The sequence below is a fragment of the Pseudomonas sp. D1-1 genome (genome assembly GCF_051132225.1).
In the GTDB taxonomy this organism is placed as follows: Bacteria; Pseudomonadota; Gammaproteobacteria; order Pseudomonadales; family Pseudomonadaceae; genus Aquipseudomonas.
Window position 1 is genome coordinate 3,365,905 of the sequence record NZ_CP071676.1, and the last position, 23,700, is coordinate 3,389,604.

General features: G+C 59.8%; 25 protein-coding genes, 1 tRNA gene and 2 pseudogenes. 18 read left to right on the forward strand and 10 right to left on the reverse strand.

What is annotated here, in order from left to right:
- Positions 1-20 precede the first annotated feature (20 nt).
- From J3P86_RS15060 to J3P86_RS15095, 8 genes are all read left to right on the forward strand, one after another.
- Positions 21-374, forward strand: a complete 354-nt coding sequence (locus J3P86_RS15060) for a DUF2934 domain-containing protein (RefSeq protein ID WP_305500620.1) — start codon at positions 21-23, stop codon at positions 372-374.
- Positions 375-520: 146 nt separating this feature from the next.
- A complete protein-coding gene (gene glgX, locus J3P86_RS15065) occupies positions 521-2,680 on the forward strand; it encodes a glycogen debranching protein GlgX (RefSeq protein ID WP_434630513.1) in 2,160 nt (719 codons plus the stop codon).
- Between the two features lie 245 nt (positions 2,681-2,925).
- Entirely contained in the window at positions 2,926-3,690 is a 765-nt protein-coding gene (locus tag J3P86_RS15070) for a PIG-L deacetylase family protein (RefSeq protein WP_434698319.1), read from the forward strand.
- A gap of 236 nt (positions 3,691-3,926) precedes the next feature.
- Positions 3,927-4,121, forward strand: coding sequence for a nucleoid-structuring protein H-NS (locus J3P86_RS15075; protein WP_434700698.1), 195 nt, complete (start codon positions 3,927-3,929; stop codon positions 4,119-4,121).
- A gap of 234 nt (positions 4,122-4,355) precedes the next feature.
- On the forward strand, positions 4,356-5,156 hold the full coding sequence (locus J3P86_RS15080) for an endonuclease/exonuclease/phosphatase family protein (protein ID WP_434698320.1): 801 nt from the start codon (positions 4,356-4,358) through the stop codon (positions 5,154-5,156).
- 165 nt (positions 5,157-5,321) lie between these two features.
- Positions 5,322-7,745 carry an autotransporter outer membrane beta-barrel domain-containing protein gene (locus J3P86_RS15085; RefSeq protein ID WP_434698321.1) on the forward strand — a complete coding sequence of 808 codons (2,424 nt, stop codon included), beginning with the start codon at positions 5,322-5,324 and terminating at the stop codon, positions 7,743-7,745.
- A gap of 292 nt (positions 7,746-8,037) precedes the next feature.
- Entirely contained in the window at positions 8,038-8,940 is a 903-nt protein-coding gene (locus J3P86_RS15090) for an autotransporter domain-containing protein (protein ID WP_434698322.1), read from the forward strand.
- 195 nt (positions 8,941-9,135) lie between these two features.
- On the forward strand, positions 9,136-10,761 hold the full coding sequence (locus J3P86_RS15095; protein WP_434698323.1) for an NADP-dependent glyceraldehyde-3-phosphate dehydrogenase: 1,626 nt from the start codon (positions 9,136-9,138) through the stop codon (positions 10,759-10,761).
- Between the two features lie 13 nt (positions 10,762-10,774).
- On the opposite strand, the gene J3P86_RS15100 is transcribed toward J3P86_RS15095, so the two are convergent.
- Positions 10,775-11,668, reverse strand: coding sequence for a DMT family transporter (locus J3P86_RS15100; protein ID WP_434698324.1), 894 nt, complete (start codon positions 11,666-11,668; stop codon positions 10,775-10,777).
- Between the two features lie 133 nt (positions 11,669-11,801).
- Between J3P86_RS15100 and J3P86_RS15105 the strand changes: the two genes are divergently transcribed.
- Positions 11,802-12,239: an Lrp/AsnC family transcriptional regulator gene (locus tag J3P86_RS15105; protein ID WP_434600994.1), complete on the forward strand. Its 438-nt coding sequence runs from the start codon at positions 11,802-11,804 to the stop codon at positions 12,237-12,239.
- Positions 12,240-12,452: 213 nt separating this feature from the next.
- Here the strand turns inward: J3P86_RS15105 and J3P86_RS15110 are convergent, their stop codons facing one another.
- Complete coding sequence (locus J3P86_RS15110) at positions 12,453-13,124, reverse strand: Bax inhibitor-1/YccA family protein (protein WP_434630496.1); 672 nt, start codon at positions 13,122-13,124, stop codon at positions 12,453-12,455.
- Positions 13,125-13,248: 124 nt separating this feature from the next.
- On the opposite strand from J3P86_RS15110, the gene J3P86_RS15115 reads away from it, so the two are divergent.
- The 3 genes from J3P86_RS15115 to J3P86_RS15125 all read left to right on the forward strand — a co-directional run bounded on the left by J3P86_RS15115 (position 13,249) and on the right by J3P86_RS15125 (position 16,277).
- Positions 13,249-13,336: transfer RNA gene (locus J3P86_RS15115), tRNA-Ser, on the forward strand.
- Positions 13,337-13,458: 122 nt separating this feature from the next.
- Positions 13,459-14,316, forward strand: a complete 858-nt coding sequence (locus J3P86_RS15120) for an SPFH domain-containing protein (protein ID WP_305501228.1) — start codon at positions 13,459-13,461, stop codon at positions 14,314-14,316.
- Between the two features lie 134 nt (positions 14,317-14,450).
- On the forward strand, positions 14,451-16,277 hold the full coding sequence (locus J3P86_RS15125; protein ID WP_434698325.1) for a DAHL domain-containing protein: 1,827 nt from the start codon (positions 14,451-14,453) through the stop codon (positions 16,275-16,277).
- 58 nt (positions 16,278-16,335) lie between these two features.
- Here the strand turns inward: J3P86_RS15125 and J3P86_RS15130 are convergent, their stop codons facing one another.
- Both J3P86_RS15130 and J3P86_RS15135 read right to left on the reverse strand, forming a co-directional pair.
- Positions 16,336-16,527, reverse strand: coding sequence for a DUF2188 domain-containing protein (locus J3P86_RS15130; RefSeq protein WP_434630493.1), 192 nt, complete (start codon positions 16,525-16,527; stop codon positions 16,336-16,338).
- 102 nt (positions 16,528-16,629) lie between these two features.
- On the reverse strand, positions 16,630-17,529 hold the full coding sequence (locus tag J3P86_RS15135) for a polysaccharide deacetylase family protein (protein ID WP_434698326.1): 900 nt from the start codon (positions 17,527-17,529) through the stop codon (positions 16,630-16,632).
- Positions 17,530-17,766: 237 nt separating this feature from the next.
- Between J3P86_RS15135 and J3P86_RS15140 the strand changes: the two genes are divergently transcribed.
- The 3 genes from J3P86_RS15140 to J3P86_RS15150 all read left to right on the forward strand — a co-directional run bounded on the left by J3P86_RS15140 (position 17,767) and on the right by J3P86_RS15150 (position 18,949).
- On the forward strand, positions 17,767-18,021 hold the full coding sequence (locus J3P86_RS15140; protein ID WP_305500602.1) for a DUF6555 family protein: 255 nt from the start codon (positions 17,767-17,769) through the stop codon (positions 18,019-18,021).
- Between the two features lie 153 nt (positions 18,022-18,174).
- A complete protein-coding gene (locus J3P86_RS15145) occupies positions 18,175-18,405 on the forward strand; it encodes a hypothetical protein (protein WP_305500600.1) in 231 nt (76 codons plus the stop codon).
- A 118-nt stretch (positions 18,406-18,523) separates the two neighbouring features.
- Positions 18,524-18,949 (forward strand): hypothetical protein, encoded by a 426-nt coding sequence (locus tag J3P86_RS15150; RefSeq protein ID WP_434630487.1) that lies wholly within the window; start codon positions 18,524-18,526, stop codon positions 18,947-18,949.
- 25 nt (positions 18,950-18,974) lie between these two features.
- Here the strand turns inward: J3P86_RS15150 and J3P86_RS15155 are convergent, their stop codons facing one another.
- Both J3P86_RS15155 and J3P86_RS15160 read right to left on the reverse strand, forming a co-directional pair.
- Positions 18,975-19,202 carry a PLD nuclease N-terminal domain-containing protein gene (locus tag J3P86_RS15155; protein WP_434601000.1) on the reverse strand — a complete coding sequence of 76 codons (228 nt, stop codon included), beginning with the start codon at positions 19,200-19,202 and terminating at the stop codon, positions 18,975-18,977.
- 93 nt (positions 19,203-19,295) lie between these two features.
- Positions 19,296-19,481: a hypothetical protein gene (locus tag J3P86_RS15160; RefSeq protein ID WP_434630485.1), complete on the reverse strand. Its 186-nt coding sequence runs from the start codon at positions 19,479-19,481 to the stop codon at positions 19,296-19,298.
- Positions 19,482-19,739: 258 nt separating this feature from the next.
- On the opposite strand from J3P86_RS15160, the gene J3P86_RS15165 reads away from it, so the two are divergent.
- Positions 19,740-20,102 (forward strand): NUDIX hydrolase, encoded by a 363-nt coding sequence (locus tag J3P86_RS15165; RefSeq protein ID WP_434697535.1) that lies wholly within the window; start codon positions 19,740-19,742, stop codon positions 20,100-20,102.
- 50 nt (positions 20,103-20,152) lie between these two features.
- Here J3P86_RS15165 and J3P86_RS15170 read toward each other — a convergent pair whose 3' ends face one another.
- Positions 20,153-20,368, reverse strand: coding sequence for a hypothetical protein (locus tag J3P86_RS15170; protein ID WP_434698327.1), 216 nt, complete (start codon positions 20,366-20,368; stop codon positions 20,153-20,155).
- 603 nt (positions 20,369-20,971) lie between these two features.
- Here J3P86_RS15170 and J3P86_RS15175 point away from each other — a divergent pair.
- Together J3P86_RS15175 and J3P86_RS15180 are read left to right on the forward strand one after the other, a co-directional pair.
- Positions 20,972-21,352 (forward strand): hypothetical protein, encoded by a 381-nt coding sequence (locus tag J3P86_RS15175; RefSeq protein WP_434698328.1) that lies wholly within the window; start codon positions 20,972-20,974, stop codon positions 21,350-21,352.
- Positions 21,353-21,369: 17 nt separating this feature from the next.
- Positions 21,370-22,062: pseudogene (locus tag J3P86_RS15180) on the forward strand (SOS response-associated peptidase family protein).
- On the opposite strand, the gene J3P86_RS15185 reads toward J3P86_RS15180, so the two are convergent.
- The 3 genes and pseudogenes from J3P86_RS15185 to J3P86_RS15195 form a co-directional block, all read right to left on the reverse strand.
- Entirely contained in the window at positions 22,051-22,584 is a 534-nt protein-coding gene (locus J3P86_RS15185; RefSeq protein WP_434698329.1) for an acyltransferase family protein, read from the reverse strand. The pseudogene J3P86_RS15180 and the gene J3P86_RS15185 overlap by 12 nt on opposite strands.
- Positions 22,568-23,128, reverse strand: a complete 561-nt coding sequence (locus tag J3P86_RS15190; protein ID WP_434698330.1) for an acyltransferase family protein — start codon at positions 23,126-23,128, stop codon at positions 22,568-22,570. The genes J3P86_RS15185 and J3P86_RS15190 overlap by 17 nt, the downstream gene beginning before the upstream one ends.
- 122 nt (positions 23,129-23,250) lie before the next feature.
- Positions 23,251-23,676: pseudogene (locus J3P86_RS15195) on the reverse strand (cell wall hydrolase).
- Positions 23,677-23,700: the final 24 nt, after the last annotated feature.

Sequence of the window (23,700 nt, forward strand, 5' to 3'; positions counted from 1 at the left end):
GTTTAGTCAGGAGCACTGCGATGAGTACCGACGATAAACGCATTCGTGAATTTGCCTATCAGATCTGGGAGTCCGAGGGTAAGCCCGCCGGGCAGGAAAAACGTCACTGGGAAATGGCGCGCAAACTGGCTGAAGCCGAGGCACTGGCGCCTAGCAAGCCGCCGAAAGCAGCGAGCAAGACCGCCGCCAGCAAGACCGACGGCACCAAGCCGGCACCCGCCAAGAGCGCTGCGACCAAGACCGCTGCGAAGAACACCACACCCAAGGCCAAGCCTGCGGCCAAACCCTCCGCGGCGACTGCCGCAGTGGTCCCGCCCGCCGACAAGGCGGCCGCGAAGAAGCCACGAGCGGTGCGCAAACCACCGGCGGTCTGATCCAGCGAACTCATCGTTCTCAAGCCCGTGCTCCTTCCAGCGAAGGGGCCTGCTTGTGGCATGACGCTTTATCGTCTCGCCATAAGCGCAAGGCACGCAGTCCTGCGTGCGTCGCATCACCGAATCTGTCTTTTGCAGGAGCAACTATGACCCGTCCAAAAAACACCACGCCGCCGCCGGTTATCGAGGCCTCGCGGATTCGTGAAGGGCTGCCGTTTCCGCTTGGCGCGACCTGGGATGGCCTGGGGGTCAATTTTGCGTTGTTCTCAGCCAACGCCACCAAGGTCGAACTGTGTATTTTTGATGACACCGGCGAAGTCGAACTCGAACGCATCGAGTTGCCGGAGTACACCGACGAGATTTACCACGGCTATCTGCCCGATGCCCATCCGGGGCTGATCTACGGCTATCGTGTCTATGGCCCTTACGATCCGGAGAATGGCCACCGCTTCAACCCCAACAAGCTGCTCATCGATCCCTACGCGAAACAGCTGGTGGGAGAACTGAAATGGTCCGAGGCCTTGTTCGGCTACACCATCGGTCACCCCGACGGCGACCTCAGTTTCGATGAACGCGACAGCGCCCCTTTTGTGCCCAAGTGCAAGGTCATCGACCCGGCCCACACCTGGGGCAACGACCATCGCGTCAGCGTGCCGTGGGACAAGACCATCCTCTACGAGACCCATGTGCGCGGCATCACCATGCGCCATCCCGCGGTGCCTGAGAACCTGCGTGGCACCTTCGGCGGCCTGATGGTCGACGATGTACTCGAACATATCCGCAAGCTGGGCGTGTCTTCGGTCGAACTGATGCCCATCCATGCCTTTGTCAACGACCAGCACCTGCTGCACAAAGGCATGACCAATTACTGGGGCTACAACAGCATCGCCTTTTTCGCCCCTGACCCGCGTTACCTGGCCAGCGGCAAGATCGCCGAGTTCAAGGAAATGGTCGCGCACATGCACGAGGCCAATCTTGAAGTGATTCTCGACGTGGTCTACAACCACACCGCCGAGGGCAACGAACAGGGCCCGACCCTGTCCATGCGCGGGATCGACAATGCCTCGTACTACCGGCTCATGCCCGACGACAAGCGCTATTACATCAACGACTCGGGCACCGGCAACACCCTCGACCTGAGCCACCCGTGTGTGCTGCAGATGGTAACCGACTCCCTGCGCTACTGGGCCACGGAAATGCACGTCGATGGCTTCCGCTTCGACCTGGCGACGATCCTGGGTCGCTACCATGACGGTTTCGATGAACGCCACAGCTTCCTCGTCGCCTGTCGCCAGGATCCGGTGCTGCGCCAGGTGAAACTGATCGCCGAACCTTGGGATTGCGGGCCTGGAGGTTACCAGGTCGGAGGGTTCCCACCGGGCTGGGTCGAATGGAACGACAAGTTCCGCGATACCGTGCGCGCCTTCTGGAAAGGCGACGACGGCCAACTCGCCGACTTCGCCAGCCGCATGACCGCTTCGGGCGAAATGTTCAACCAGCGCGGTCGCCGCCCTTATGCCTCGGTGAACTTCGTCACCGCCCACGACGGTTTTACCTTGCACGACCTGGTGTCGTACAACGACAAACACAACGAAGCCAACGACGAAAACAACCAGGACGGCAGCAACAACAACCTGTCCTGGAACCATGGCGTCGAAGGTCCGACGGATGATCCCGAGATCAACGCGCTGCGCCACCGGCAGATGCGTAACTTCTTCGCAACGCTGTTGCTCGCCCAAGGCACGCCGATGATCGTCGCGGGCGACGAGTTCGCCCGCACCCAGCATGGCAACAACAATGCCTACTGCCAGGACAGCGAGATCGGCTGGGTCAACTGGGACCTGAGCGAGGATGGCGCGGCGCTGCTCAAGTTCGTCAAGCGTCTGATCAAGCTGCGTCTGACTTATCCGATCCTGCGGCGCGGACGCTTCCTGGTGGGCAATTACAACGAGGACATCGGCGTCAAGGATGTCACCTGGTTGGCCCCGGATGGCAACGAGATGACCATTGAACACTGGCAGGACGGCCAGAACCGCTGCCTGGGCATGCTGATGGACGGGCGCGCCCAGGAAACCGGTATCCGCCGCAAGGGGGCCGACGCAACCTTGTTGCTGGTCGTCAACGCACACCATGACATCGTCAACTTCCGCTTGCCGGAAGTGCCGGAAGGCAGTTTCTGGACGTGCATGGTGGACACCAACCAGCCGACGGTGCGCGGTCAGGAGCGCTTCGATTTTGATGCCGAATACTCCGTGACCGGCCGCTCGTTGCTGTTGTTCGAGCTGCAACGCGACGAAGAGGAATAAGACGGCAAATTGACAAAACCGCAGGGACGCGGTTTTTCTGGTCGCTCACACGACGCAGTTCGAATAAAAAAAAGCGGATCAGATACGCAATCTGACGCGACGAAACCGCCAGCATAGTCAATACTTCGCGTACGGCGGTTCCAGGACTCGGAGCGCCGCGAATCACAGTCAGCCCTGCGGGGCGACGCCGGGCAGTCGGTCCGGTGCATGACTGAACGATTGAACAGCACAAGGACGTAGCCTCTATGAAACCCGCCTCCCGCTTGCAAGGCCGGCAGCATCCCCAGATATGGAACAGCGCGCCGCAACTGGCCGACATTCCCATCATCAGCACCCAGACACTCATATCCGCCGGCTCCCGCGCGGTCATCCTTGCCCCGCACCCGGGCGACGAGGTCGGTGCCTGCGGGGGACTGCTCCAGTTGTTGAGCAACCTGGACCATCCCATGCTACTGATCTCCGTCACCGACGGCAGCCTCGGCCACCCGGGTTCGCCATTATGGAACGATGAGCGGCTGCGCACGTTCCGCCCCCACCCCCAGGAAAGCGTCGACGCCCTGCATCGCCTGGGTGTGCCGCCCAACGGCCTGCAATGGGTGCGCGGCGGCTTCCCGGAAAAGAGCCTGGCCGAGCACGAGGAGCCACTGGCCGCGTTCATCGGTCATCATCTTCGCCCCGGTGACGTGGTATTCAGCACCTGGCGCCAGGACGGCGACAGCGATCACGACACTGTCGGACGCGCAGGAGCCCTGGCAGCCGAAGTTATCGGTGCGGTGTTCAATGAACTGCCGGTATGGGCGTGGCATTGGCCCCTCCGCGAACAGAAGAGGATCCCCTGGCATCGGGCTCGCAAACTGCGTCTGGATGTCTGGACCACCGCCCGCAAGCGCCACGCCATGCATGCTTACTCCAGCCAGCTCAACGGTGAACCGGCCAGCGGTATCGCACCGCTGGTACCGCGGGTGATTCTCGACCGCATGGGCATGCCGTACGAAATCGTTTTCATCTGATTAGCCCCCTGTCCTGTGGCTAGGGCCTGTTTATCCGGTCACCACAACCTTGTGGGAGCGAGCCTGCTCGCGAAGGCGGGCTGACGGCTGGCGGGGATTTTTTTGACTGGGTACGTATCCATTGCTGCGGTAACGGCTGCTTGGGGTTCCGCCCTTACGGCGGGTCACTTTTGGAAAGAGCGCCAAAAGTAACCAAAAACGCTCTGCCCCACCACTCGGCACCTCGCCTGGGCTCGGTGTGCCCTCACTCCGGCATTGCTCCGTGGGCCCGCCGCGAAGGGCCGTCCCTGGCCCAGCGCGGCTATCCCGGCATCCATGCCGGGATGCCCACTGCGCAATGCCTGCGTTCGGCCAGCGTGGTTAACGGGGCGTCCCAGATCAAGGTCAAGATCAAGATCAAGATCAAGATCAAGATCAAGATCAAGGTCTAAAGCGGTGCTCCGGATGGCGCAGCTCCACTGTGGGAGCGAGCCTGCTCGCGAAGAGGCCAGTCCATTCAGCATCCCTGTCGCCTGAAACACCGCCATCGCGAGCAGGCTCGCTCCCACAGGATTTTGTGTTGTGCCTGGGTGCTCCGGATGGCGCGGACTCCACATTCAACAATTCCGGAACTGCCGCAGCCGTCGTCAGTCGCATGAACACATATGTCTGATTCAGGAGCGAACGTGACTGGCGATTCCAACTGGCAGGCCGAGCAACCCGCGGCGGGGGATGCATCTGCGGCGGTTCATCGGCTGCGGGTCCTGACGGTCAATACGCATAAGGGGTTTACCGCCCTCAACCGCCGCTTCATCCTGCCCGAATTGCGCGAAGCGGTACGCAGCACGGGGGCCGACCTGGTATTTCTCCAGGAAGTGCTGGGTGAACACGACCGCCACGCGTCACGCTATGACAATTGGCCCCAGACCTCGCAGTACGAGTTCCTCGCCGACAGCATGTGGAGCGATTTCGCCTATGGCCGGAACGCGGTCTACCCCGACGGCCACCATGGCAATGCCCTGCTCTCGAAATATCCAATCCGCCAGTTCCGCAATCTCGACGTGTCCATCACCGGCCCGGAGCGGCGCGGGTTGCTGCACTGTGTACTGGACGTGCCAGGGCACGCCGAAGTCCATGGGATCTGCGTTCACTTGAGCCTGCTCGAAAGCCATCGCCAACTGCAGCTTCAATTGCTCTGCAAGCTACTCGATTCGCTGCCCGAAAACGCGCCCGTCATCATTGCGGGGGATTTCAATGACTGGCAGCTGCGCGGCAACACCACCCTCGCCGGCCGCCGCTACCTGCACGAAGCCTTCGAACACCACCATGGCCGCCCAGCCAGGACCTATCCGGCGCGTTTTCCCCTGCTGCGCCTGGACCGCATCTATCTGCGCAACGCCACCAGCCATGCTCCGCAGATTCTCGGCAACCGACCTTGGACACACCTGAGCGACCATTTGCCGCTGTCGGTGGAGGTGCACCTGTAGCCGCGGTCACCATCGCTGACCTGTAAGATCTGACAGTAGCGACCCTCATCATCCGTTGTTAGCGTGCCCCATATACAGCAAGCGTTGCCAGGCCCGTGAGCCTTCTGTAGAGCAACCGAGGCTGGATTGCGGCATGCCACGGATGCCGATGCTGAGGGAAAGCGGATGAACTTGCGCAATCATGGCGTCAACCGGCTGTTCAATGCCTTGTGGCTGACTACACCGCTGTTGCTGGACGCATCGCCCGCCATGGCGGCATGCACCCTGACGCCGACGGCAGGCAATGACAGCTATGTCTGCGACAGCGGCACCAGCCCTGGATTGAGCGACCTGTCGGGAGATAACCGCCTGACGATGCCGGCCCATGGCAGCGGTGTGATCCAGGGAGACGTCACCTTCGGCGCCGGAGCCGATTACGTCGAGATCAATCCCGACGGCATCGTGGCAGGCGACGTACGACAAGGCTCGGGCACCGATGATTTTGTCATGCGCGGCGGCAGCATCCAGTCACTGGCCCAGGGCGATGGGCTCGATACGTTCCTGATGACCGGCGGCACCATCGTCGGCGCGTTCGAAGACGGAGACCAGGCGACAATGACCGGCGGCACCATCGGCCGGGTCGACATGAAACTCGACGATAATATTTTCGACATGTCAGGTGGGCAGATTCTTGGCAATCTGGTGACCGGCTTTGGTCGGGATACCATTATCGTTAGCGCGGGACGCATCGGCGGAAACGTCAGTGTCAGTGGCGGTGACGACCGTATTGCCGTGAGCGGGGGCGAGATCGTCGGCGAGGTTCGAGCCAGTTTCGGTAATGACCAGTTGCAGTGGAGCGGCGGCCTCATCCGTTCCGCCATCCTGATGGGCGAAGGCAACGACACGGCGCTGTTGAGCAACCTGGATAAAACCCTGCTCGCCACCACACCCAGCCTGGATGGGGGGTTGGGCCAGGACACACTGGCTTTTGTGGCCAGCACGACCGGCGATGGCGCCCGTTACCTCAACTGGGAATCGGTCAGCCTCACCCAAGGCTCCCGCCTGGACTTGGGCGACACGCTGGTCTTGGGCGACGGTATCACCGGCACCGGCACGCTGAACATCGACGCAAGCAGCCTGTTGACGGCCAGCCAGGGCAGCATTCGCCCGTTCACTGCTGGCCAGATGGCGACGCTTGAAAATGCCGGAACCATCGACCTCGGCGCAGGCAACACCCACACCAGCGACACCCTTACCGTACAAGGCAACTACGTGGGCAATGGCGGCCAGTTGCGCCTGCAAACGCTGCTCGGTGCAGACGACTCGCCGAGCGACAAGCTGATAGTCAACGCCGGCACGCTCGGCGGCAGCACGGCCATCACCATCACGAACATCGGCGGTGCAGGTGCCTTGACTGCCCGCGACGGCATCGAGCTGGTCCAGGCTCAGGGCGGCGCCGTCAGCGACAGCGGGGCTTTTTCACTGGCGCGTTCGGTGTCGGCCGGCGCGTTTGATTACCGTTTGTTCAAGGGCGGCGTGACCGGTAATGAAAACAGCTGGTATCTGCGCTCGACCGTGGTCGCCGGTCCGATCGCCGTGGCCAGCCCCACGCTGCCGGCCTTGCCCGTCGCCGTGCCGGGCGCAGCGCCCATTGCGCTGTACCGTCCGGAAGTACCCGTCTGGTCGGCGTTGCCTCCCGTCGCCGCCCAACTGACCCTGATGGCCCTGGGCACGTTCCATGATCGCCAGGGCGACCAACGCCTGCTGACGGAAACCGGCGCCTTCGGGGCCGGTTGGGGCCGAGTCTACGGCAAGGACCTCGATCAGACTTGGGCCGGCACGGTGACACCGAGGTTCGACGGCTCCATCAAGGGCTTCCAGGTGGGCAACGACCTTTACAGCGCGCCGGTCTTCGACGGCCAGACCCAGCGCATCGGTTTTTTCGTTGGCCATAGCGAATTGAACGGCAACGTCGACGGCTACAACCTGGGGTTCGAAGGGCGGCGCGCCGGCAAGGTTGAACTCGACGGCGACAGTTATGGCTTGTACTGGACGCTGACCGCTCCCTCCGGTGGTTACATCGACACGGTGGTCATGGGCACCCGGCTGAATGGGGACAACCGCTCCGAGCGCGGCCTCAAGCTGGATAATCGCGGGCATGCGCTGACCCTTTCGGCGGAAGCTGGCTACCCATTTGCCGTGGGCAGTGGCTGGGTCGTCGAGCCACAGGCACAGATCATCCATCAGAAGATCTCCCTGGACACCCAGGATGATGGGATTTCCAGAGTCGAATTCGATTCCGACAGCGCCTGGACCGGCCGGCTCGGTGCCCGTCTCAAGGGTCGCTACCTGATCAGCGACACGCCGGTGGAGCCGTACCTGCGGGCCAATGTCTGGCACACGTTCTCTGGCACCGACACGGTGACATTCGACGACGCCCAACGGATCGAGACCCAACAACGCAGCTCAACCGCCGACCTGGGCGCGGGCGTCATCGTCAGCCTTGCGCCTGCGGTCAGCGCCTATGCCGGAGTGGACTACGGCAATAACCTCGACAGCAACCAGCAACGCAGCGTGGCCGGAAATGTCGGTGTGCGAATCAGTTGGTGATCGAGGATGGCGACTAATTGACGCCTGATAAGAGTCAAAAATAACCAACTGTAATCAGCCATTTACTGACCACTGATTTCAGCGTGCCACTGGTCGGCCATTTTCTTGACGCACCCGCATCAGTCCTCTTGACTACAACGTACTACCCCCGGAAACACAGTCAGGGGCAGGCCTCTGGAACCCCGTTACGACGGGCTGCCCGAGGCTTGCCCCAACCCATTCGGTCGCCCCTCATTCGGGGTAGGAGAGACGCCCTGAGCGAGAGATACATGCGATTGCAAGGCAGGCCCCCATGAAAACGTCCCAGCGCCCCCAAGCCCTTCAAGCTACCCTCTGCACCGTCTCCACTTCGTTATTGCTGTGCTCCTCCATGGAGCTCCAGGCCGAGCCCGCCGGGCGGCCGGCTTCCCTTTGGTATGACCGAATGCCAGCCGACGGCCAGACGGACAACGACGCCGTAACGGGCAGGAGCCCCGCCCTGCTTACCCTGCGAAACGACAGCGGTCACACCCAACGGATGGGTTTGATCAGCGCTTTTCACCAGATCACTTCCAACCATGGCGGACTGCTGGTTACACCGGCCATGAGCGATCCCGGCAAGGATGCGCTGAACCTGCAGGGCCCCAGCCTCGGCGCCTACTGGAGCCTGACCGGTCCGGCAGGCTGGCACCTGGATTTGAGCGCGAGCGGCGGACGCGTCAATGGTTACAGCCTGACCGAACAAGGCCAGCGCCAGGCCACCGAGGGCAACGCCGTCACGCTGTCGGTCGAGGGCGGATTTCCCATCGGCATCAGCGATAACTGGATCGTCGAACCCCAGGCCCAACTGATCAACCAGCGCATCACACTCGACACACCGAATGCCGGCAATGGCAACAACAACAAACTCAACAGCTGGAGCGGCCGCGTCGGCGCCCAACTCAGAGGTACGTACCAGGTCAACGGCCTGGGCGTGGAGCCTTACGTGCGCACGAACCTGTGGCACACGGTCCTGAGCGCCGACACCCTGAGCCTGGACAAGGTCGAAAAAATCAGCAGCAGCCGCAAGGCTTCTACCGTTGAGGTGGGCCTGGGGCTGGTGGCCCGGGTTACGCCGGTGGTAAGCCTTTATGTCAGCGCTGACTACAGCAGCGACGTCGACGACAACGACCTCAATGGCGTCATTGCCAGCCTCGGCGTGCGGATGCGCTGGTAAGTGCTCGCCGTTCAAAGCCGCTCCCTCGTGGCGAGAAACCGGCATCTTCGCCACGCGGGCATTGCGCTCGGCGGAGTGAATGGCATGGCCTCGCGTCCCGGCACACTTAAAAAACACCTCCATTAAGGCGTATAACGCTAAAAGCGATTCATGCCTGCCGCAGCCCATGGCTCATTTCATTGATGGAGTAACGACATGACCACAGCCAACTTCCTCGCCAATCTGTTCCCCGGTGCCGCCGACATCCCGCCAGCCTACCGCCTCGAAGGCCAGGTGGAGCAGCGCGAATACCTGGTCGATGGCGTCCTGAAGACCTGGCAGGGTCCGCTCGCCACGGTGCGCAGCCCGGTATACCTGGCCGGCGCCGATGGCGATGAACAGGTCATTCTCGGCAGCACGCCACTGCTGGATGCCGAGACCGCCCTCACGGCCCTTGACGCTGCCGTCCGGGCCTATGATCGCGGCCAGGGCCAATGGCCAACCATGCGCGTCGCTGAACGCATCCGTCATGTCGAGACTTTTTTGGCGCGGATGCGCGAGCAGCGTGAGGCGGTGGTCAAGCTGCTGATGTGGGAGATCGGCAAGAACCTCAAGGATTCCCAGAAGGAATTCGACCGCACCTGCGACTACATCGTCGATACCATCAATGCCCTCAAGGAACTGGACCGTCGATCCAGCCGCTTCGAGCTGGAACAGGACACCCTCGGACAGATCCGTCGCGTGCCATTGGGCGTGGCCCTGTGCATGGGCCCTTATAACTATCCGCTGAACGAAACCTTCACCACGCTGATTCCGGCGCTGATCATGGGCAACACGGTGGTGTTCAAGCCGGCCAAGCTCGGCGTACTGCTGGTACGGCCGCTGCTGGAAGCCTTTCGCGACAGCTTCCCCGCCGGCGTGATCAACGTGATCTACGGCAGCGGCCGGGAAACCGTCAGCGCCCTGATGGCCAGCGGCAAGATCGACATATTCGCCTTCATCGGCACCAACAAGGCCGCCAGCGACCTGAAGAAACTCCATCCGCGCCCGCATCGCCTGCGTGCCGCGCTGGGGCTGGACGCGAAGAATCCTGGCCTGGTGCTGCCCGACGTCGACCTGGACAATGCCGTCAGCGAGGCGCTGACCGGTTCGCTGTCTTTCAACGGCCAACGCTGCACCGCGTTGAAGATCCTCTTCGTCCACGAAGACATCGCTCCGGCGTTCATCGAGAAATTCAACGCAAAGCTTGCTGCGCTGAAACCCGGCATGCCATGGGAAGACGGCGTCGCACTGACGCCATTGCCCGAAGCGGGCAAGGTCGATTACCTGCATTCGCTGGTAGCCGATGCGATCGCCAAGGGTGCCGGCGTCATGAACCAGCACGGCGGCGAATCCCGGGCTTCGTTTTTCTACCCGGCGGTACTCTATCCAGTAAATACCGCCATGCGGGTCTATCACGAAGAACAGTTCGGCCCGGTCGTGCCCATCGTGCCGTACCGCGACGTCAATACCGTGATCGATTACGTCCTCGAGTCCGACTTTGGCCAGCAACTGAGCATTTTCGGCACCCACCCGGCCGAAGTCGGCAGGCTGGTGGACACCTTCGCCAATCAGGTCGGACGCATCAATATCAACGCCCAATGCCAGCGTGGCCCGGACACCTTCCCGTTCAATGGCCGGAAAAACTCCGCCGAGGGCACATTGTCGGTTCACGACGCACTGCGGACCTTTTCGATCCGCACACTGGTTGCGACCAAGTTCCAGGACAGCAACAAGGCGCTGATCAGCGACATCATTCGTGAGCGGGATTCGAACTTCCTGACCACCGATTACATCTTCTGATCAGCACCGACCCTCAGCTCAGGGCTGGGCGGCGCGACTTGATGCCCCAGCCCTGTTGCATGCCTGCAGCCGCCAGCAGGATCGCCGCCACACCCAGCCATTGCAGCGGCTCGAGGCGATGGCCGAAGGCAAACCAGTCAACCAGGATCGCCGCGATCGGGTAAATAAAGGATAGAGCGCCCGTCACGGCAGTCGGCAAGCGTTGGATCGCGCTGTACAGCAGTACGTACATCACGCCGGTATGAATCATGCCGAGCGTCAGCAGGCTGGCCCAGGCCTCGGGTTGCTGCGGCAAGGCCGAGAAATTCGCCCATGGTGCCAACAAGAGGATGCCGGTGGCGACCTGGATCAAGGCGATCAAGTGCGGCGGCGTGCCGGTCAGGCGCTTGATGATCAACGCCGCAACGGCGTACAGGAATGCCGCCCCCAGCGCCAGGGCGATACCCACCAGATAATCCTCGCCTCCCTGCCCCTGCTCGCCGTGGGCGCTGACGATGGCCAGCATCCCGAGAAACGACACCGCCAGCCAGAACAGCTTCTGCGCAGTGATCTTCTCTCCCAGGAACAGCGCGGCCAGCCCCACCAGCATGAAGGGCTGGACGTTGTACACCGCGGTGCCGATGGCGATCGAAGCGCGGGAGTATGAAGCGAACAACAACACCCAGTTACCGACGATCGCAACACCACTGAGCACCGCCAGCAGGAAGGTCGTGCGAGTCAGGATATCCCGGCGCAGGAAACCGAAACCGGCGCAGATCAGCAACAACGTGCCGGCGCCAAACACGCAGCGCCAAAACACCACATCCAGCACCGGCAGGCCGGACACCAGCACGAACCAGCCGATGGTTCCGGAAATCAGCATGGCGGCGGTCATTTCGAGCGAACCGCGGCGTAGGGTCTTGTCCATCTTCAGGCTCCTTCAGTGAATGGACACAGTATGCCGACCCGCCTGGGTGCTTCTCCATGGTTTGAAAAAGGCTAGACTGGCTTTCGACCTTTTTTATCAAGGCAACTTCGAGCATTTGCCTAACGGAGCGAAAATGACTGACGACATCGACCAGATCCTCATCAGCGCCTTGATGGAAGACTCACGACGTTCCCTGAAGGCCCTGGCGAGCCTGAGCGGCCTTTCATCCCCCAGCGTTGCCGAACGCCTGCGCCGGCTGGAGGAACGTGGCGTGCTCAAGGGCTACACCGTCGAGGTCGATCCGAAGTGCTTTGGTTATCAACTTCAGGCCATCGTGCGCATCCGTCCGTTACCGGGGCAGTTGCAGGAAGTGGAGCGGCAGATCCAGGCCATCGGCGAATTCACCGAATGTGACAAGGTGACTGGGGAAGACTGTTTCATTGCGCGACTGCACGTGCGCTCGATGGAGCAGTTGGATGTGCTGCTGGACAAGTTGAATGTGCTTGCCGAAACCAATACGGCGATCGTCAAGAAGACACCGGTCAAGCGGCGTTTGCCGCCGATGGAGTGAGGGCTTTTGAAGTGACCGCATTTCTGTGGGAGCGAGCCTGCTCGCGAAAGCAATATCACAGTCGATGAAGATGTTGGATGTGCTGGCCTCTTCGCGAGCAGGCTCGCTCCCACAGGGGCCGGTATCCGAGTACAAAAAAACGGCGCCTTCCCTTTCGGGAAAGCGCCGTTTTTTACTTGAACAGCTCAGGCCATGACAGCCGTCACCGCCCTATCAGTCGTCGCGGCTCATCAACCCGAACAGTTGCAGCAGGCTGACGAACAGGTTGTAGATCGATACATACAGGCTGACGGTCGCCATGATGTAGTTGCGCTCGCCGCCATGGATGATGGCGCTGGTCTGGTAGAGGATGCAGACCGACGAGAACAGCACGAAGCCGGCGCTGATCGCCAGTTGCAGGCCGCTGATCTGGAAGAAGAAGCTGGCCACTACCGCACCCAGCAACACGAAGAAACCGGCGGTGATGAAACCGCTCAGGAAGCTCATGTCCTTACGCGAGATCAGCACGTAGGCCGACAGGCCACCGAACACCAACGCCGTCATGGCGAAAGCCGAGCTGACCACTTCGGCGCCGCCCTGCATGCCCAGGTAGCGGTTGAGGATCGGGCCGAGCAAAAAGCCCATGAAACCGGTCAGGGCGAAGGCAGAAACCAGGCCCCAGGCCGAATCGCGGAGCTTGTTGGTGAGGAAGAAAAGGCCGTAGAAACCGATCAGCACGACAAAGATGTTCGGGTAGCCGACACGCATCTGTTGTGCGACGAAGGCCATCACACCGCTGAAAGCGAGCGTGAGTGCCAGCAGGCCATAAGTGTTGCGCAGGACGCGGCTAACCTCTAGCTGCTCAGCCTGCACGCTGTTGTTCACTGCGTAATCCTGTTCGCGCATGGCGACACTCCTCCGGTTTTGAAACATTCAGTGGCAAGGATAATAACAGACGCTCTGTAACAAGCTACGTAGAGAGTTTGACAGTGTGTTTCATTCGGGTATTATGGCGCCCGCAACGCAGTACGGAGGTGTGGCCGAGTGGTTTAAGGCAACGGTCTTGAAAACCGTCGACTGTAACAGGTCCATGAGTTCGAATCCCATCGCCTCCGCCATCTTCTAACGTTAAAGCCCTGATCATTCAGGGCTTTTTCGTGTCTGGCGTTTGAAAAAACAGTGACGGTCTTCACAAAGGAAACAGTGCATGCCATCCCCTACCCCACTCAAGGAAAGTAAAGTGACCAGCAAAACCATCGGTTCGATCGTCGCGGCAATTATCGGCGTGGTCCTGTTATGCGTGTTCTTTGGCAGCTGGTACACGGTGGATGAAACCGAGCGTGGCGTGCTTTTGCGCAACGGCGCCCTGGTTGGGGTGGTTGAGCCGGGCCTGTCGTTCAAGACGCCTTTCATCGAGTCGGTCCGCCTGATCAGCACACAGAGCCAGGTGACGTCCTATGACGACCTGCAGGCGTACAGCAAGGACCAGCAATCAGCCGAGCTCAAGGTGTCCGTGTCCTGGCATATCGCGCCTTCCGATGTAGCGAAGGTCTATACCCAGTTCAAGGACCTGGAAGGCATTCGCGACCGGATGATCAGCCGCCAGGTGCCGACTCAGGTGGAAAACGTGTTCGGCAAGTTCAACGCCGTCGCCGCCGTGCAGAACCGCGTGCAACTGGTCAATGATATTTCGGCGGCGATCAAGGCAACTATCACCGGGCCGGTGATCATCGACAGCGTCCAGGTTGAAAACATCGATTTCAGCGACGCCTACGAAAAAGCCATCGAAGCGCGCATGGCCGCTGAAGTGCAGGTCAAGACTCGTGAGCAGCAGCTCGCCACCGAGCAGGTGCAGGCTCAGATTCGGGTGACCCAGGCCCAGGCGGAAGCCGATTCGCAAGTTGCCCAGGCCAAGGCCGACGCGCTGGCCACCGAGCTGCGCGGCAAGGCTGAAGCCGAGGCGATCAAGGCGCGCGCCCAGGCGCTGGCCAGCAACCAGAACCTGGTTGAGCTGACCAAGGCCGAGCGTTGGAACGGCGAGCTGCCCACCACCATGCTGCCCAACACCGCGCTGCCCTTCATCGATCTCAACAAGTAATGCCCCTCGGCGCGGCCAGTCCTGGCCGCGCCTCCTCGCAGCACAGTGTGCCCGGAGCACATCCGTCCGCCTCGTTGACGCTACACTTTGCTCACTGACGCATCCGACGTTTGAACGTTAGCAGGGAGCTCTACGTGTACCCAGGCCAAAGCAGCTCGACGAAACACCCCGTCTCCCTTATCAAGAAATACAAATGGCCCGCCCTGTTGGCCACTGCGCTGGTTGTGTTTTCAGCCCTGATATTCTTCCTGATCAAGTCCTACACGGGCGACACCGCGACCTTCTTCGAGTCACGCGACTTCATCCGTCAGCTCAAACAAGCCGACGCCAACTGGAACGTGAAGATTCTCAGGAAAAAAATAGGCGTCAGCAACAACCTGTCACTCGCTCCGCCAGCCGACGCGCATAGCCGATGGGAGCAATTGGAGCAACTGAACAGTTCCGGTCCACTGGCTGCACTTTGGGCGTCGAGACGCAACGGTTACATGGACGCGGTCAGGAACAAGACCCTGTTGGTGGAACAGTTCGAGCAGCACAATGCCAATCTGCGCGCCTCCCTGGATGCACTTCCGACGGTAGAGGATGAAATTCAGACGCTGCTGCAACAGATGAAGGATGACGGAGAAATCGCTCGGCTGACGGCAGCCTCCAGCGTTCTCGACCTGGCGCTGACCACACTGGAATACGCGCTTTATGTCACCTCGGACAAAGCCAGCGAACTGCAAGAACAGCTAAGCGAACTCGAACATCGGATCGACCAGTTGCCCTCGTCCTATCGGCCGGCTTTCACCTCACTGACCCGGCACGTCAAGACCGTCATCCAGGAACAGCCAGTAGTCAACGATCTGCTGGATCGCATCAGCGTCATCCCCGTCGCCCAGGAACTGGACAGCATCAACGAGCTGCTCAACGAAACGCAGCGCAGGACGGCCGCGATCGATCGCAAATATCATATGTACCTGGCCGTCTGCGCCAGTCTGATGGCGCTCTTGATGATCTACCTCGCCGTACGGCTGGTGCGCAGTTCTTCGCTCATCAACCAGATCAACCATGAGCTGCAAACGTCCAACGACAAGCTGGAGCAACGCGTGGAGGAGCGTACGCGCGAGTTGAAGGAGGCCGAGCGTGAGCTGGTGGACGCCGCGCGCATGGCAGGCATGGCCGAGATCGCCACGAACGTGTTACACAATGTTGGCAATGTCCTCAACAGCGTCAACATCTCAGCGGAGCTGGTGACGCGCAAGTTGAAGAACAGCAAGACGCAAGGGCTGGGCAAAGCGGTAAGGATGATGAATGAACATGCCACGGACCTGGGTCAGTTCATCACCGAGGATGAAAAAGGCAAGTTGTTGCCCCGGTATTTCAATGAACTGGTGGATTCCATCGCCACCGAACAGGGGTTGCTGATTGAAGAACTCGCGCAACTGACCAAAAGCATCGACCACATCAAGGAGATCGTCACGACTCAGCAGACCTATGCCGGGGCTGCGCGGCTGATCGAGCCGCTGAATGTGGCCGACCTGTTCGAAGATGCATTGCGCATGAATTCGGGGGCGCTCAGCCGACACCAGGTCACCGTGATCAAGGATTATCAGGACATTCCGATGATCATGGGCGACAAGCATCGCCTGCTGCTGATCCTGATCAATCTGATCAGCAATGCCAAGGCCGCCATGTCCAACGTCGAGCCGCCAAGGGAAATGACCCTGGGGGTCCGCATCGTCGATCAGACAACGCTCTGCGTCAGCGTCAGGGATCGTGGCGAAGGGATCGCGCCTGAAAATCAGGCGAGGATCTTCAACCACGGATTCACCACCCGCAAGGATGGCCACGGTTTTGGCCTGCACAGCTGTGCCCTGGCGGCGGTGGAGATGAACGGTCGCCTGCAGGTTCAAAGCGACGGACCGGGGCAAGGCGCCCTGTTCACTTTGGAAATCCCGTTGGAACTGGCATTTTCCTGAGACAGGTTGACTTCGCGGCGAGCGTCTACTCCCGCCGCGAAGTCAACGGAGCGTCTGTTTACCTGACGTTCGCGGACGCAGCGCTGCGGCGTTTCCGGGCGGGCAACGCGGCGGCATAGGCCAACGCCTCTTCGCGCGAAGCAAAGGAACCCAACCGGTCCGCCTGGGTGCAGACCCTCCAGGGCCCGCTGTTCACGCTGAGCACGTCATAGCCGTTGATGTGCATTTTGGTCAGCATCGCAGTACTCATGATCGTCACCTCCTCAAGAAAACGGGGTTACCGCGCCTACCTTACTCCCGGTGCGCCCATAAGGGCCAACCGAGCGTCGCCACGCTGGCTCGTCAACGCCCCTCAGTCAGGATCGCGCTTCCATAACCAATCCCACAGACCGGGCAGGCGCACCGGCTGGGTGGCGTCCTTCAGGGTCCGGGCCATCGCTGCGCGCTCCAGCGCCTGACGATCGTCATAGAAAGGTTTCGCGTAGGTCTTCAATCCGGTGGCCTGGGCGCTGTCGATCAGGATCTGCAGATACTCCCGCGCATGACGGGCGGTATAGCGGTTGAGGTCGTGGAAGGTCACTACCACCGGAATCACTCCATCCACCGCAGGCAACTGCCCGGCGGCGATGCGCTCACGCACCTCCGAGAGCTGGCGTAGCAGGTTTATCCGCCGGCGAGGACTCAGGGTAATGCCCCAGACCTTGCCATCGTTGGCGCTCAGGTCAGTCAGCAAAACATGCATGCCATGCCGTTGGTAGGCGGCGAAGGTGCGCTGGTCATAGCTCCAGAATGGCGGCCGGACCAGGGTCGGCGGTGCCCCGGTAACCGCGGCGATGTCGGCTGCACCGTGGGTAAGCGACAGCTCCAGCTCATCGGGATCGAGGGATCGATGGTTGGTGTGCCAATGGGTGGCCGTGTGAAAACCCAGGACATGCCCCTCGCGCTGCTCACGCTGCAGCACCGAGCGACCGATGTCGCTGCCACCGGCCCGTGGCGCTCGCGTCTGGACAAAAAACAGCGCCTTGATTCCCGGCTGCACCGGGTTGTCCGCAAGGGCGTCGAGCACGTCCAGGCTCGGGTTCCAGAAGGATGAGGCGCTGGGACCGTCATCGAATGTCAGGAGGAAACGGATCGGCGGCTGGACGCGCAAGCGTTGCTCGGTTTGCGCGGTCAGCTCGATGGGCGGGCCGATACATCCCGACAGGCCGTTGGCAAGCAGCACCACAAGCAGTGCCTTGGCGATCTTATTCATGTCCTGCCTTTATTCAGTGCCAAACCTGCGTCGCCTTCGATCCCTGGCACCGGTGTTGAAGCCCACCTTGGAGAAGGTTAACCGGGTTTGGTTCCTCACCATAAGCGCCTTCATTCACGGTGTGTGATACATCTCACGCGGCAGCCCTGCCCGCCCCGATTTTGACCGTCCGGAAATTCGATGGAATTTTCCGAACGCCTCCGTATCCATCCGTATAGGATCAATTAGGGAGGATTTATGGGCGGTCCATCGCTTTACATCATCGACTACGTGCTCCATGGCGAGCCCAAGTCTTTCATCATTCGTGCAGAAGTGATGAATAACTCCGAAGCTTGGCACTGGGCCAGTTGCGATGCGGGTGTCGGACGTATACCCAAATTCGGCAGGGAAAAAGTCAAGCGGGTCTCCAAACCCATGGCGGAAAAATATGGCATTACCGATGTGCGCTGGCGAGCTTCCGTCGCGCCGTCCTGGGTCAGGGAGTCAGGCTGAAACAGACATGAACACGTCCGGCGTACCGATTGTCCAGTCGTACGCCGGATATCGACCGATCAGAAATATCTCAACTACGCTTAACTGCAGCATGGCCCGCCGTCACTGGCGGGTTTTGTGCTGCCCCATCCTGACCTTTAACGGAGGTGTGACATGTCTGAAAAAGAGTCCATCACCACCCTGTTGACCTTACTGGAATCGCGCCAGGCGCGGCTGACAGCCGCCTGCAAGGAAATTGCCGACTGGGTCGACCACCAGGGCGGGCACCCCGCCGCCGTACGAATCCGCGACCGACTCAATGATATCGAGAAGGACGCCCCCACGATCCAGAGCGCGCTGTCCTCATTGAAGCCCGCGGAACCGCCGCTGCCCAAGTTCCGTTAGCCATCGCCCCAGGCAGGCCTCCCCCGTTCCATGGTTGAAAAACAATGGAACGAGCATGTTTTTTGCGCCTCGATATCGTTAGGTATCGGTGCAAAATCGTCTTGAAAGGGAGAACATCATGAATGCCAAGGTCCTGCTTCTGATTGCCTGTGCCAGCCCTGCGACTGCCCTGGCGCAAGGTTGTGACGTCATCACCCGGTCCCAGAGCCAAGCGGTGCCGGAAATCGAAACCCGCAGTTGCTATGAGTACAAGGGTGTTCCTGCCGAAGCCATCGGCTGGTCGTGCAGTAACGAAAGCAAGGGCACGCTCAGCACCGAGAAGAAACCCGTCGAACGCTGCGCCGAGGGTTATGTAGCCACCTGCCAGGCGAGGCTGACCCAGGAGGCCCTGGCCAACCCCCGTTCCACCAGCAAGGACCGCAGTGGCAGCTCGGCGAATCTTCCAGACAATGCCCAGGTCACCCGGTACTACTACGGCGCAGAACAGCTTCAGCAAGCGAAAAAGGACTGCGAAACCACCGGCGGCCAATGGAAAAACCGTTGACCGGGGTGGCCCGCATGTCCCGATGTCAGCCCTTGCTGTGCTCGGGCGACGAAGGCGGATTCTTCATGCCTCGCGGCCCGGCCACACCCCAGATAATCAAGCCCAGCACCGGCAGGATGACCAGCAGCAATGCCCAGCCTGCCTTGGTCCCGGCCGATTTGTCGCTGCGAAAGACGCTGACGATCGCCCACAGATCCAACAGCAACACGATTACCGCAACCGCGATCCAGAAATAACTGGCTAGTTCAGACATGGCCTTATCCTCTTGTCAGTCTATGGATTAGGCATGACCGCTGCGGGACCGTTCAAAGAATCTGCCTGTTACCTGCGGCGAGAGGCGATGCAGCTACGCGCGTTCATTCAGATAGGCGACCCATTGCTCATAGGCCTCATGTTGGCGTCGGACGGCCTCATCCCAGGCAGTCCCGGACATTTGATGGACACAGATCAGCGCCATCATTTCTGAGGTCGCTGTGTCGAGCTCGACTAAAAGTTCGTGGGATTTGATTTTGAAGTCTTCAACGGTGGTCATCTCTTCTCGCTCCCCCATTACCGGGACCGGATCGTCCACCCAACATTGATACGTTTTTCCGGCGCTGATTCATTTTTTGCGATGACCGGTCGATGCCGCGCAACACCGACAGCCATTGGTGAAATAAACGCAGCCTTTCATGGCTGCCCACGGTCCCAGCGGTATGAGCCGAAATACATTTTGAACGCGCGAATGACGCAAGGCTCAAATATTGCAGTTATATTGCAATTTAATGACAGTCGGTGAGTGGGCAAGGTTATGAAAATTCGAGCGACCGTCATCTGTGAAGAGGACCGCCACATCCTCCTGGTTCGTAAGCCCAAGAGCCGCTGGGCCTTGCCTGGCGGCACCGTCGAGCGTGGCGAGACGCATGCCGATGCTGCCTTGAGAGAACTGGCGGAAGAAACCGGACTGAGCGCCGAAAACCTGCTCTACCTGATGCGGGTCAGCGATGGCGACACCGAACATCACGTCTTTGAGGCTTCGGTCAACGACTCGAAGGACGCCAGGCCGCAGAATGAAATCAGCGACTGCCTGTGGCATCCCTTGGATGCCCTCGCCCAATTGCAGATGAAAAAGGGCATGCGGGAAATACTCGAGGCGTTTCGGCGCAGGTTGTAAAAACCCGGCACAGCGGCCGGGTTGTGGGAGCCATTTACCTGCGCCGAAAACTACTTCGCGCCGCCATTCTCACGATTCGTCTGGGCGTCCTGGTCGGAACCGGGATTTCCCGGCGGCGGATTCCAGTCTTCCGGCCTCTCGCCAGTGCCCTGCTTTGGTTCAGACTCAGCTTGATCAAGACCGGAATCATGACCTTCGCCCGTCTCCGGCGTATTTTCATCGGGTCCCGGGTATGGCGCTTCCGGACCGTTATTGTCGATTACCATGATGTGTCTCCCGTTCTGGAGCGCAGGATCTGCGCCTACCTGTGAGAGGGTTTGCTCGGGCAGGAAGTGCTATGGCCTCGACGAGCGGATGAAAAACGGCTGGTCGGCCTGTTGCTGCCCACTCTCAATGGAAACGACAGCCCCGTGGCGAGGGAGCTTGCTCCCGCTCGGCTGCGAAGCAGTCGTAAACCAGCGGATGCGGTGTGTCAGACGCTCCGTGCTTGGCAGGTTTTGGGGCGGCTTCGCGGCCCAGCGGGAGCAAGCTCCCTCGCCACGGGTCTGTGGTGATCAGCCGGGCTGTTTTTACGGTTCCCAGAAACGAAAAAGGGCTTGCCTCAGCTTTCGCCCGCAAACCCTTGATCTTGGATGATGCCCGAAGCCGGAACCTAACTTGACGATAAAACTCCAGTGATTATTGGCTACCTCTAAAGATAATCCATTCTGATGTACTGATCCGTGTACTAATTGATTGTCGCTGGCTCGATTTGACCGACTCGCAGGCCTCACCTTACCACCTGCTGTTACAGTTCGTCGCCTCGCCCTCGCTCGGATCATAGCGCCTCGATTACTGTATATAAAAACAGTATCAATCAAGGCATGGTCATGGACCCGTATGAAATAGAAGACACCAGCGACTGGCTGGGCACCCCAACCCCCCTGGAAATGTACAAGCACTCCTGCCTCATGCTCGAGAACGAGGTGCAGGAACTCACGACCCAGTTGCGCAAAGCCCGTCAGGACATTTTCGGCTTGATCGAAATGCACGGTGCAGAAGCCAAAGAGTCCGCCAGGCTGCGGGCTGAGCTGAAGCGGGCAAGGGAGCGATGGAATTCAGAGCATCTTTTATATGGCGAACTCAAGAACAAGTCGGACTTCGACTATATGGCAAGATCCGCGCTGATCGCCGACCTGTACCGGCGACTGAAGGTCTACGAGGGTGACAGCCTCCCCGAGTACATCATCACCAACAACCAGCCAAAGTAGCGAAATGAGGGTTTTTCATGTGCGGACGACTCTCGCAGTACACCGGCATCCACGACTTCGTGGCTGTGTTGAGCATGCCTACCGCACTGGTCAACACCGTTGGTGACCAGCCCTTGGATCGGTACAACGGCGCACCGGCGCAGTAGCTCGCCTTGCTCCATCAGGAAGACGACACGCTGCATACTGACCTGGTGCGATGGGGATGGCGGCCATACTGGGCCAAAGACAGGGCCGCACCGATCAATGCCCGGGTAGAGAAAGTGGCCCACGGACCGTTCTATCGCCCGATCTGGCCGAACCGCGCCATCACGCCGATCAACAACTGGTTCGAGTGGGTCGACGAAGGTGGGCCGAAGAAGCAGCCCTACCTGATCCGCCGGCGGGACCAGGCACCGATCCTTTGCGCATCGATCGGCCAGTTCCCCACCGGTGGCCGTGAGCGTGGCGAGCATGACGGCTTCGTCATCATCACCGCCGACAGCGCGGGCGGGATGGTCGACATCCACGACCGCCGGCCCGCGGTGCTGACGCCTGAGCTTGCCCGGGAATGGCTGGACCCGGCCACGCCAAAAGAACGCGCCGAGCAAATGGTCCTGCACCAGGGCGAGCCGGCAGAGGCCTTCGAGTGGTTCAAGGTGGATCGCGCCGTCGGCAATGTGCGCAACCAGGGCCCGGACCTCATCAGGCCTATCGCTGGCTCACTTCTCTGATGTTCTAGGGGCGCCAGACAGAGCGCCCTGGGTAAAAACTTTCCTTAAGGATGCGGCTGTAGATCCGCCAACTTTATTCATGGGGAGCTCCACAAATTGATAGGAGACAACCGATATAACGATGGTTAGGGGTACAGAGATCGCCGCGTAGACTATTGCGTTTTCAATCATCGACATCTGACCAAGCGGTATTCCAAGCTTAACGCAAAGTTGCCTAGTCAGAATCATTCCAACCAAGTGCATTAAATAAAACGAAAAGGATATCTTGCCAAGGAATGATAAAACCGAGCGATTAAGCCATTGCATAGAATCAGAGCGTCCAATGCTCAGAATCAAAGCGCCCGCACATACGGTCTGGAGCATAATTGACGAGTCTGTCTTATACCCCAACAGCATGTCTGAAACTAGCATTACCAGCAACGCCGAATAAGCAGCTACAGGGCCAACGGCTACACTCCTGCTAAAGTTCGCTATAATGCTACCCACAAAAAAAGCGGGTAAATATTTAGCGTAAACAGGCATCAAATAGCCACCAAAGAACAGGGCGAGTCAACATCAATCCAACCAGTATCAAGCCTGGCCTAAAAATTCTCCCGACCATGAACGTCGCGAAGACAACCACGCACCCTGCCAGCTCTACCTTTAATGTCCAGGCAACGCTATTGATAGAAGTGTCCATTAACAGCATGTTTTGGACAAGCTTCTGAGACGGGTAGCTTATAATGTATCCAAGAATAATTAGGCTGAAAATCAGCGCTGGGAATATTCTATAAATTCGCCTTACTACAAAAACCGAAAACTCTTCCAAATAGTTCGTGGAAGTTATTCTCTTAAGCGAAAGGGTTAAGACGAATCCGCTCAAAACAAAGAATACAATAACTGCCGAGTGAGCATTGAAGACGAGCTGTATAGCCCTGGCTAAAACACCCTCGACATTTGAAAAATCAATCATGGACCAAGTCTGGGCATGGTATGGCTGCGTCGAAAAGGCGGTGAGGCAATGCGCCACGGCGACACACAGCGCCGCCAAGAACCGCAATGAATCAAGACTGCTGTTACGGTCCATTCGAACCTCCTTGTAAAAAAGCAATTGTCGCTGAATAGGCCGGTTACGGCAAAGCCATTCATTGGTGCGAGCCAACTGCATCGGGGCCACTCGGCCCCGACAAGCTTCCTTTAATTCAATCGTTACGGCACGTCCTTGAAAAAGATATGATTGCCCAGGCGGAAGGTCTGGGTCGCATCCTTGGACCAGGCCGGGGGCTTCGGCATCGTGGTCGCGTAGTAGTGGGTCGCGCCGCGAGTGATGTCCGGCTGGGCGCCGGAGATCACCAGATCGGCCGCCCGCAGCGCCTGGGCGAACTGCGCCGGCGGAATTGGCTTGGTCCCGCTCAGGTACGGATAGTTCCAGTCGTTCTGGTTCCAGCAGCTGAACTGGTACGGCTTCAGGCACACGCCGGCGTACCCCTCGCCCCACCAGGACTTTTCCTTTCCATCGTTCACACGGTTGCGGATCACGCAGCCCACGGCGATCTGGCCGGCCAGGCCCTCCCCGCGAGCCTCGCCTCACAGGGTTCGGGCGAGAATGTCGCGGTCCTTCTCGGTTGCATTCATATCTTTTCTCCGGGCGCAAAAAAA

Excerpts from the sequence above, each read along its gene's own strand:
- J3P86_RS15070 (WP_434698319.1), top strand. The coding sequence starts at position 2,926 with ATGAAACCCGCCTCCCGCTTGCAAGGCCGGCAGCATCCCCAGATATGG.
- J3P86_RS15165 (WP_434697535.1), top strand. The coding sequence starts at position 19,740 with ATGAAAATTCGAGCGACCGTCATCTGTGAAGAGGACCGCCACATCCTC.
- J3P86_RS15090 (WP_434698322.1), top strand. The coding sequence starts at position 8,038 with ATGAAAACGTCCCAGCGCCCCCAAGCCCTTCAAGCTACCCTCTGCACC.
- J3P86_RS15105 (WP_434600994.1), top strand. The coding sequence starts at position 11,802 with ATGACTGACGACATCGACCAGATCCTCATCAGCGCCTTGATGGAAGAC.
- J3P86_RS15110 (WP_434630496.1), bottom strand. The coding sequence starts at position 13,124 with ATGCGCGAACAGGATTACGCAGTGAACAACAGCGTGCAGGCTGAGCAG.
- J3P86_RS15155 (WP_434601000.1), bottom strand. The coding sequence starts at position 19,202 with ATGTCTGAACTAGCCAGTTATTTCTGGATCGCGGTTGCGGTAATCGTG.
- J3P86_RS15170 (WP_434698327.1), bottom strand. The coding sequence starts at position 20,368 with ATGGTAATCGACAATAACGGTCCGGAAGCGCCATACCCGGGACCCGAT.
- J3P86_RS15135 (WP_434698326.1), bottom strand. The coding sequence starts at position 17,529 with ATGAATAAGATCGCCAAGGCACTGCTTGTGGTGCTGCTTGCCAACGGC.
- J3P86_RS15145 (WP_305500600.1), top strand. The coding sequence starts at position 18,175 with ATGTCTGAAAAAGAGTCCATCACCACCCTGTTGACCTTACTGGAATCG.
- J3P86_RS15190 (WP_434698330.1), bottom strand. The coding sequence starts at position 23,128 with ATGGACCGTAACAGCAGTCTTGATTCATTGCGGTTCTTGGCGGCGCTG.
- J3P86_RS15095 (WP_434698323.1), top strand. The coding sequence starts at position 9,136 with ATGACCACAGCCAACTTCCTCGCCAATCTGTTCCCCGGTGCCGCCGAC.
- J3P86_RS15150 (WP_434630487.1), top strand. The coding sequence starts at position 18,524 with ATGAATGCCAAGGTCCTGCTTCTGATTGCCTGTGCCAGCCCTGCGACT.
- J3P86_RS15175 (WP_434698328.1), top strand. The coding sequence starts at position 20,972 with ATGGACCCGTATGAAATAGAAGACACCAGCGACTGGCTGGGCACCCCA.
- glgX (WP_434630513.1), top strand. The coding sequence starts at position 521 with ATGACCCGTCCAAAAAACACCACGCCGCCGCCGGTTATCGAGGCCTCG.
- J3P86_RS15130 (WP_434630493.1), bottom strand. The coding sequence starts at position 16,527 with ATGAGTACTGCGATGCTGACCAAAATGCACATCAACGGCTATGACGTG.
- J3P86_RS15185 (WP_434698329.1), bottom strand. The coding sequence starts at position 22,584 with ATGCCTGTTTACGCTAAATATTTACCCGCTTTTTTTGTGGGTAGCATT.
- J3P86_RS15100 (WP_434698324.1), bottom strand. The coding sequence starts at position 11,668 with ATGGACAAGACCCTACGCCGCGGTTCGCTCGAAATGACCGCCGCCATG.
- J3P86_RS15160 (WP_434630485.1), bottom strand. The coding sequence starts at position 19,481 with ATGACCACCGTTGAAGACTTCAAAATCAAATCCCACGAACTTTTAGTC.
- J3P86_RS15085 (WP_434698321.1), top strand. The coding sequence starts at position 5,322 with ATGAACTTGCGCAATCATGGCGTCAACCGGCTGTTCAATGCCTTGTGG.
- J3P86_RS15140 (WP_305500602.1), top strand. The coding sequence starts at position 17,767 with ATGGGCGGTCCATCGCTTTACATCATCGACTACGTGCTCCATGGCGAG.
- J3P86_RS15060 (WP_305500620.1), top strand. The coding sequence starts at position 21 with ATGAGTACCGACGATAAACGCATTCGTGAATTTGCCTATCAGATCTGG.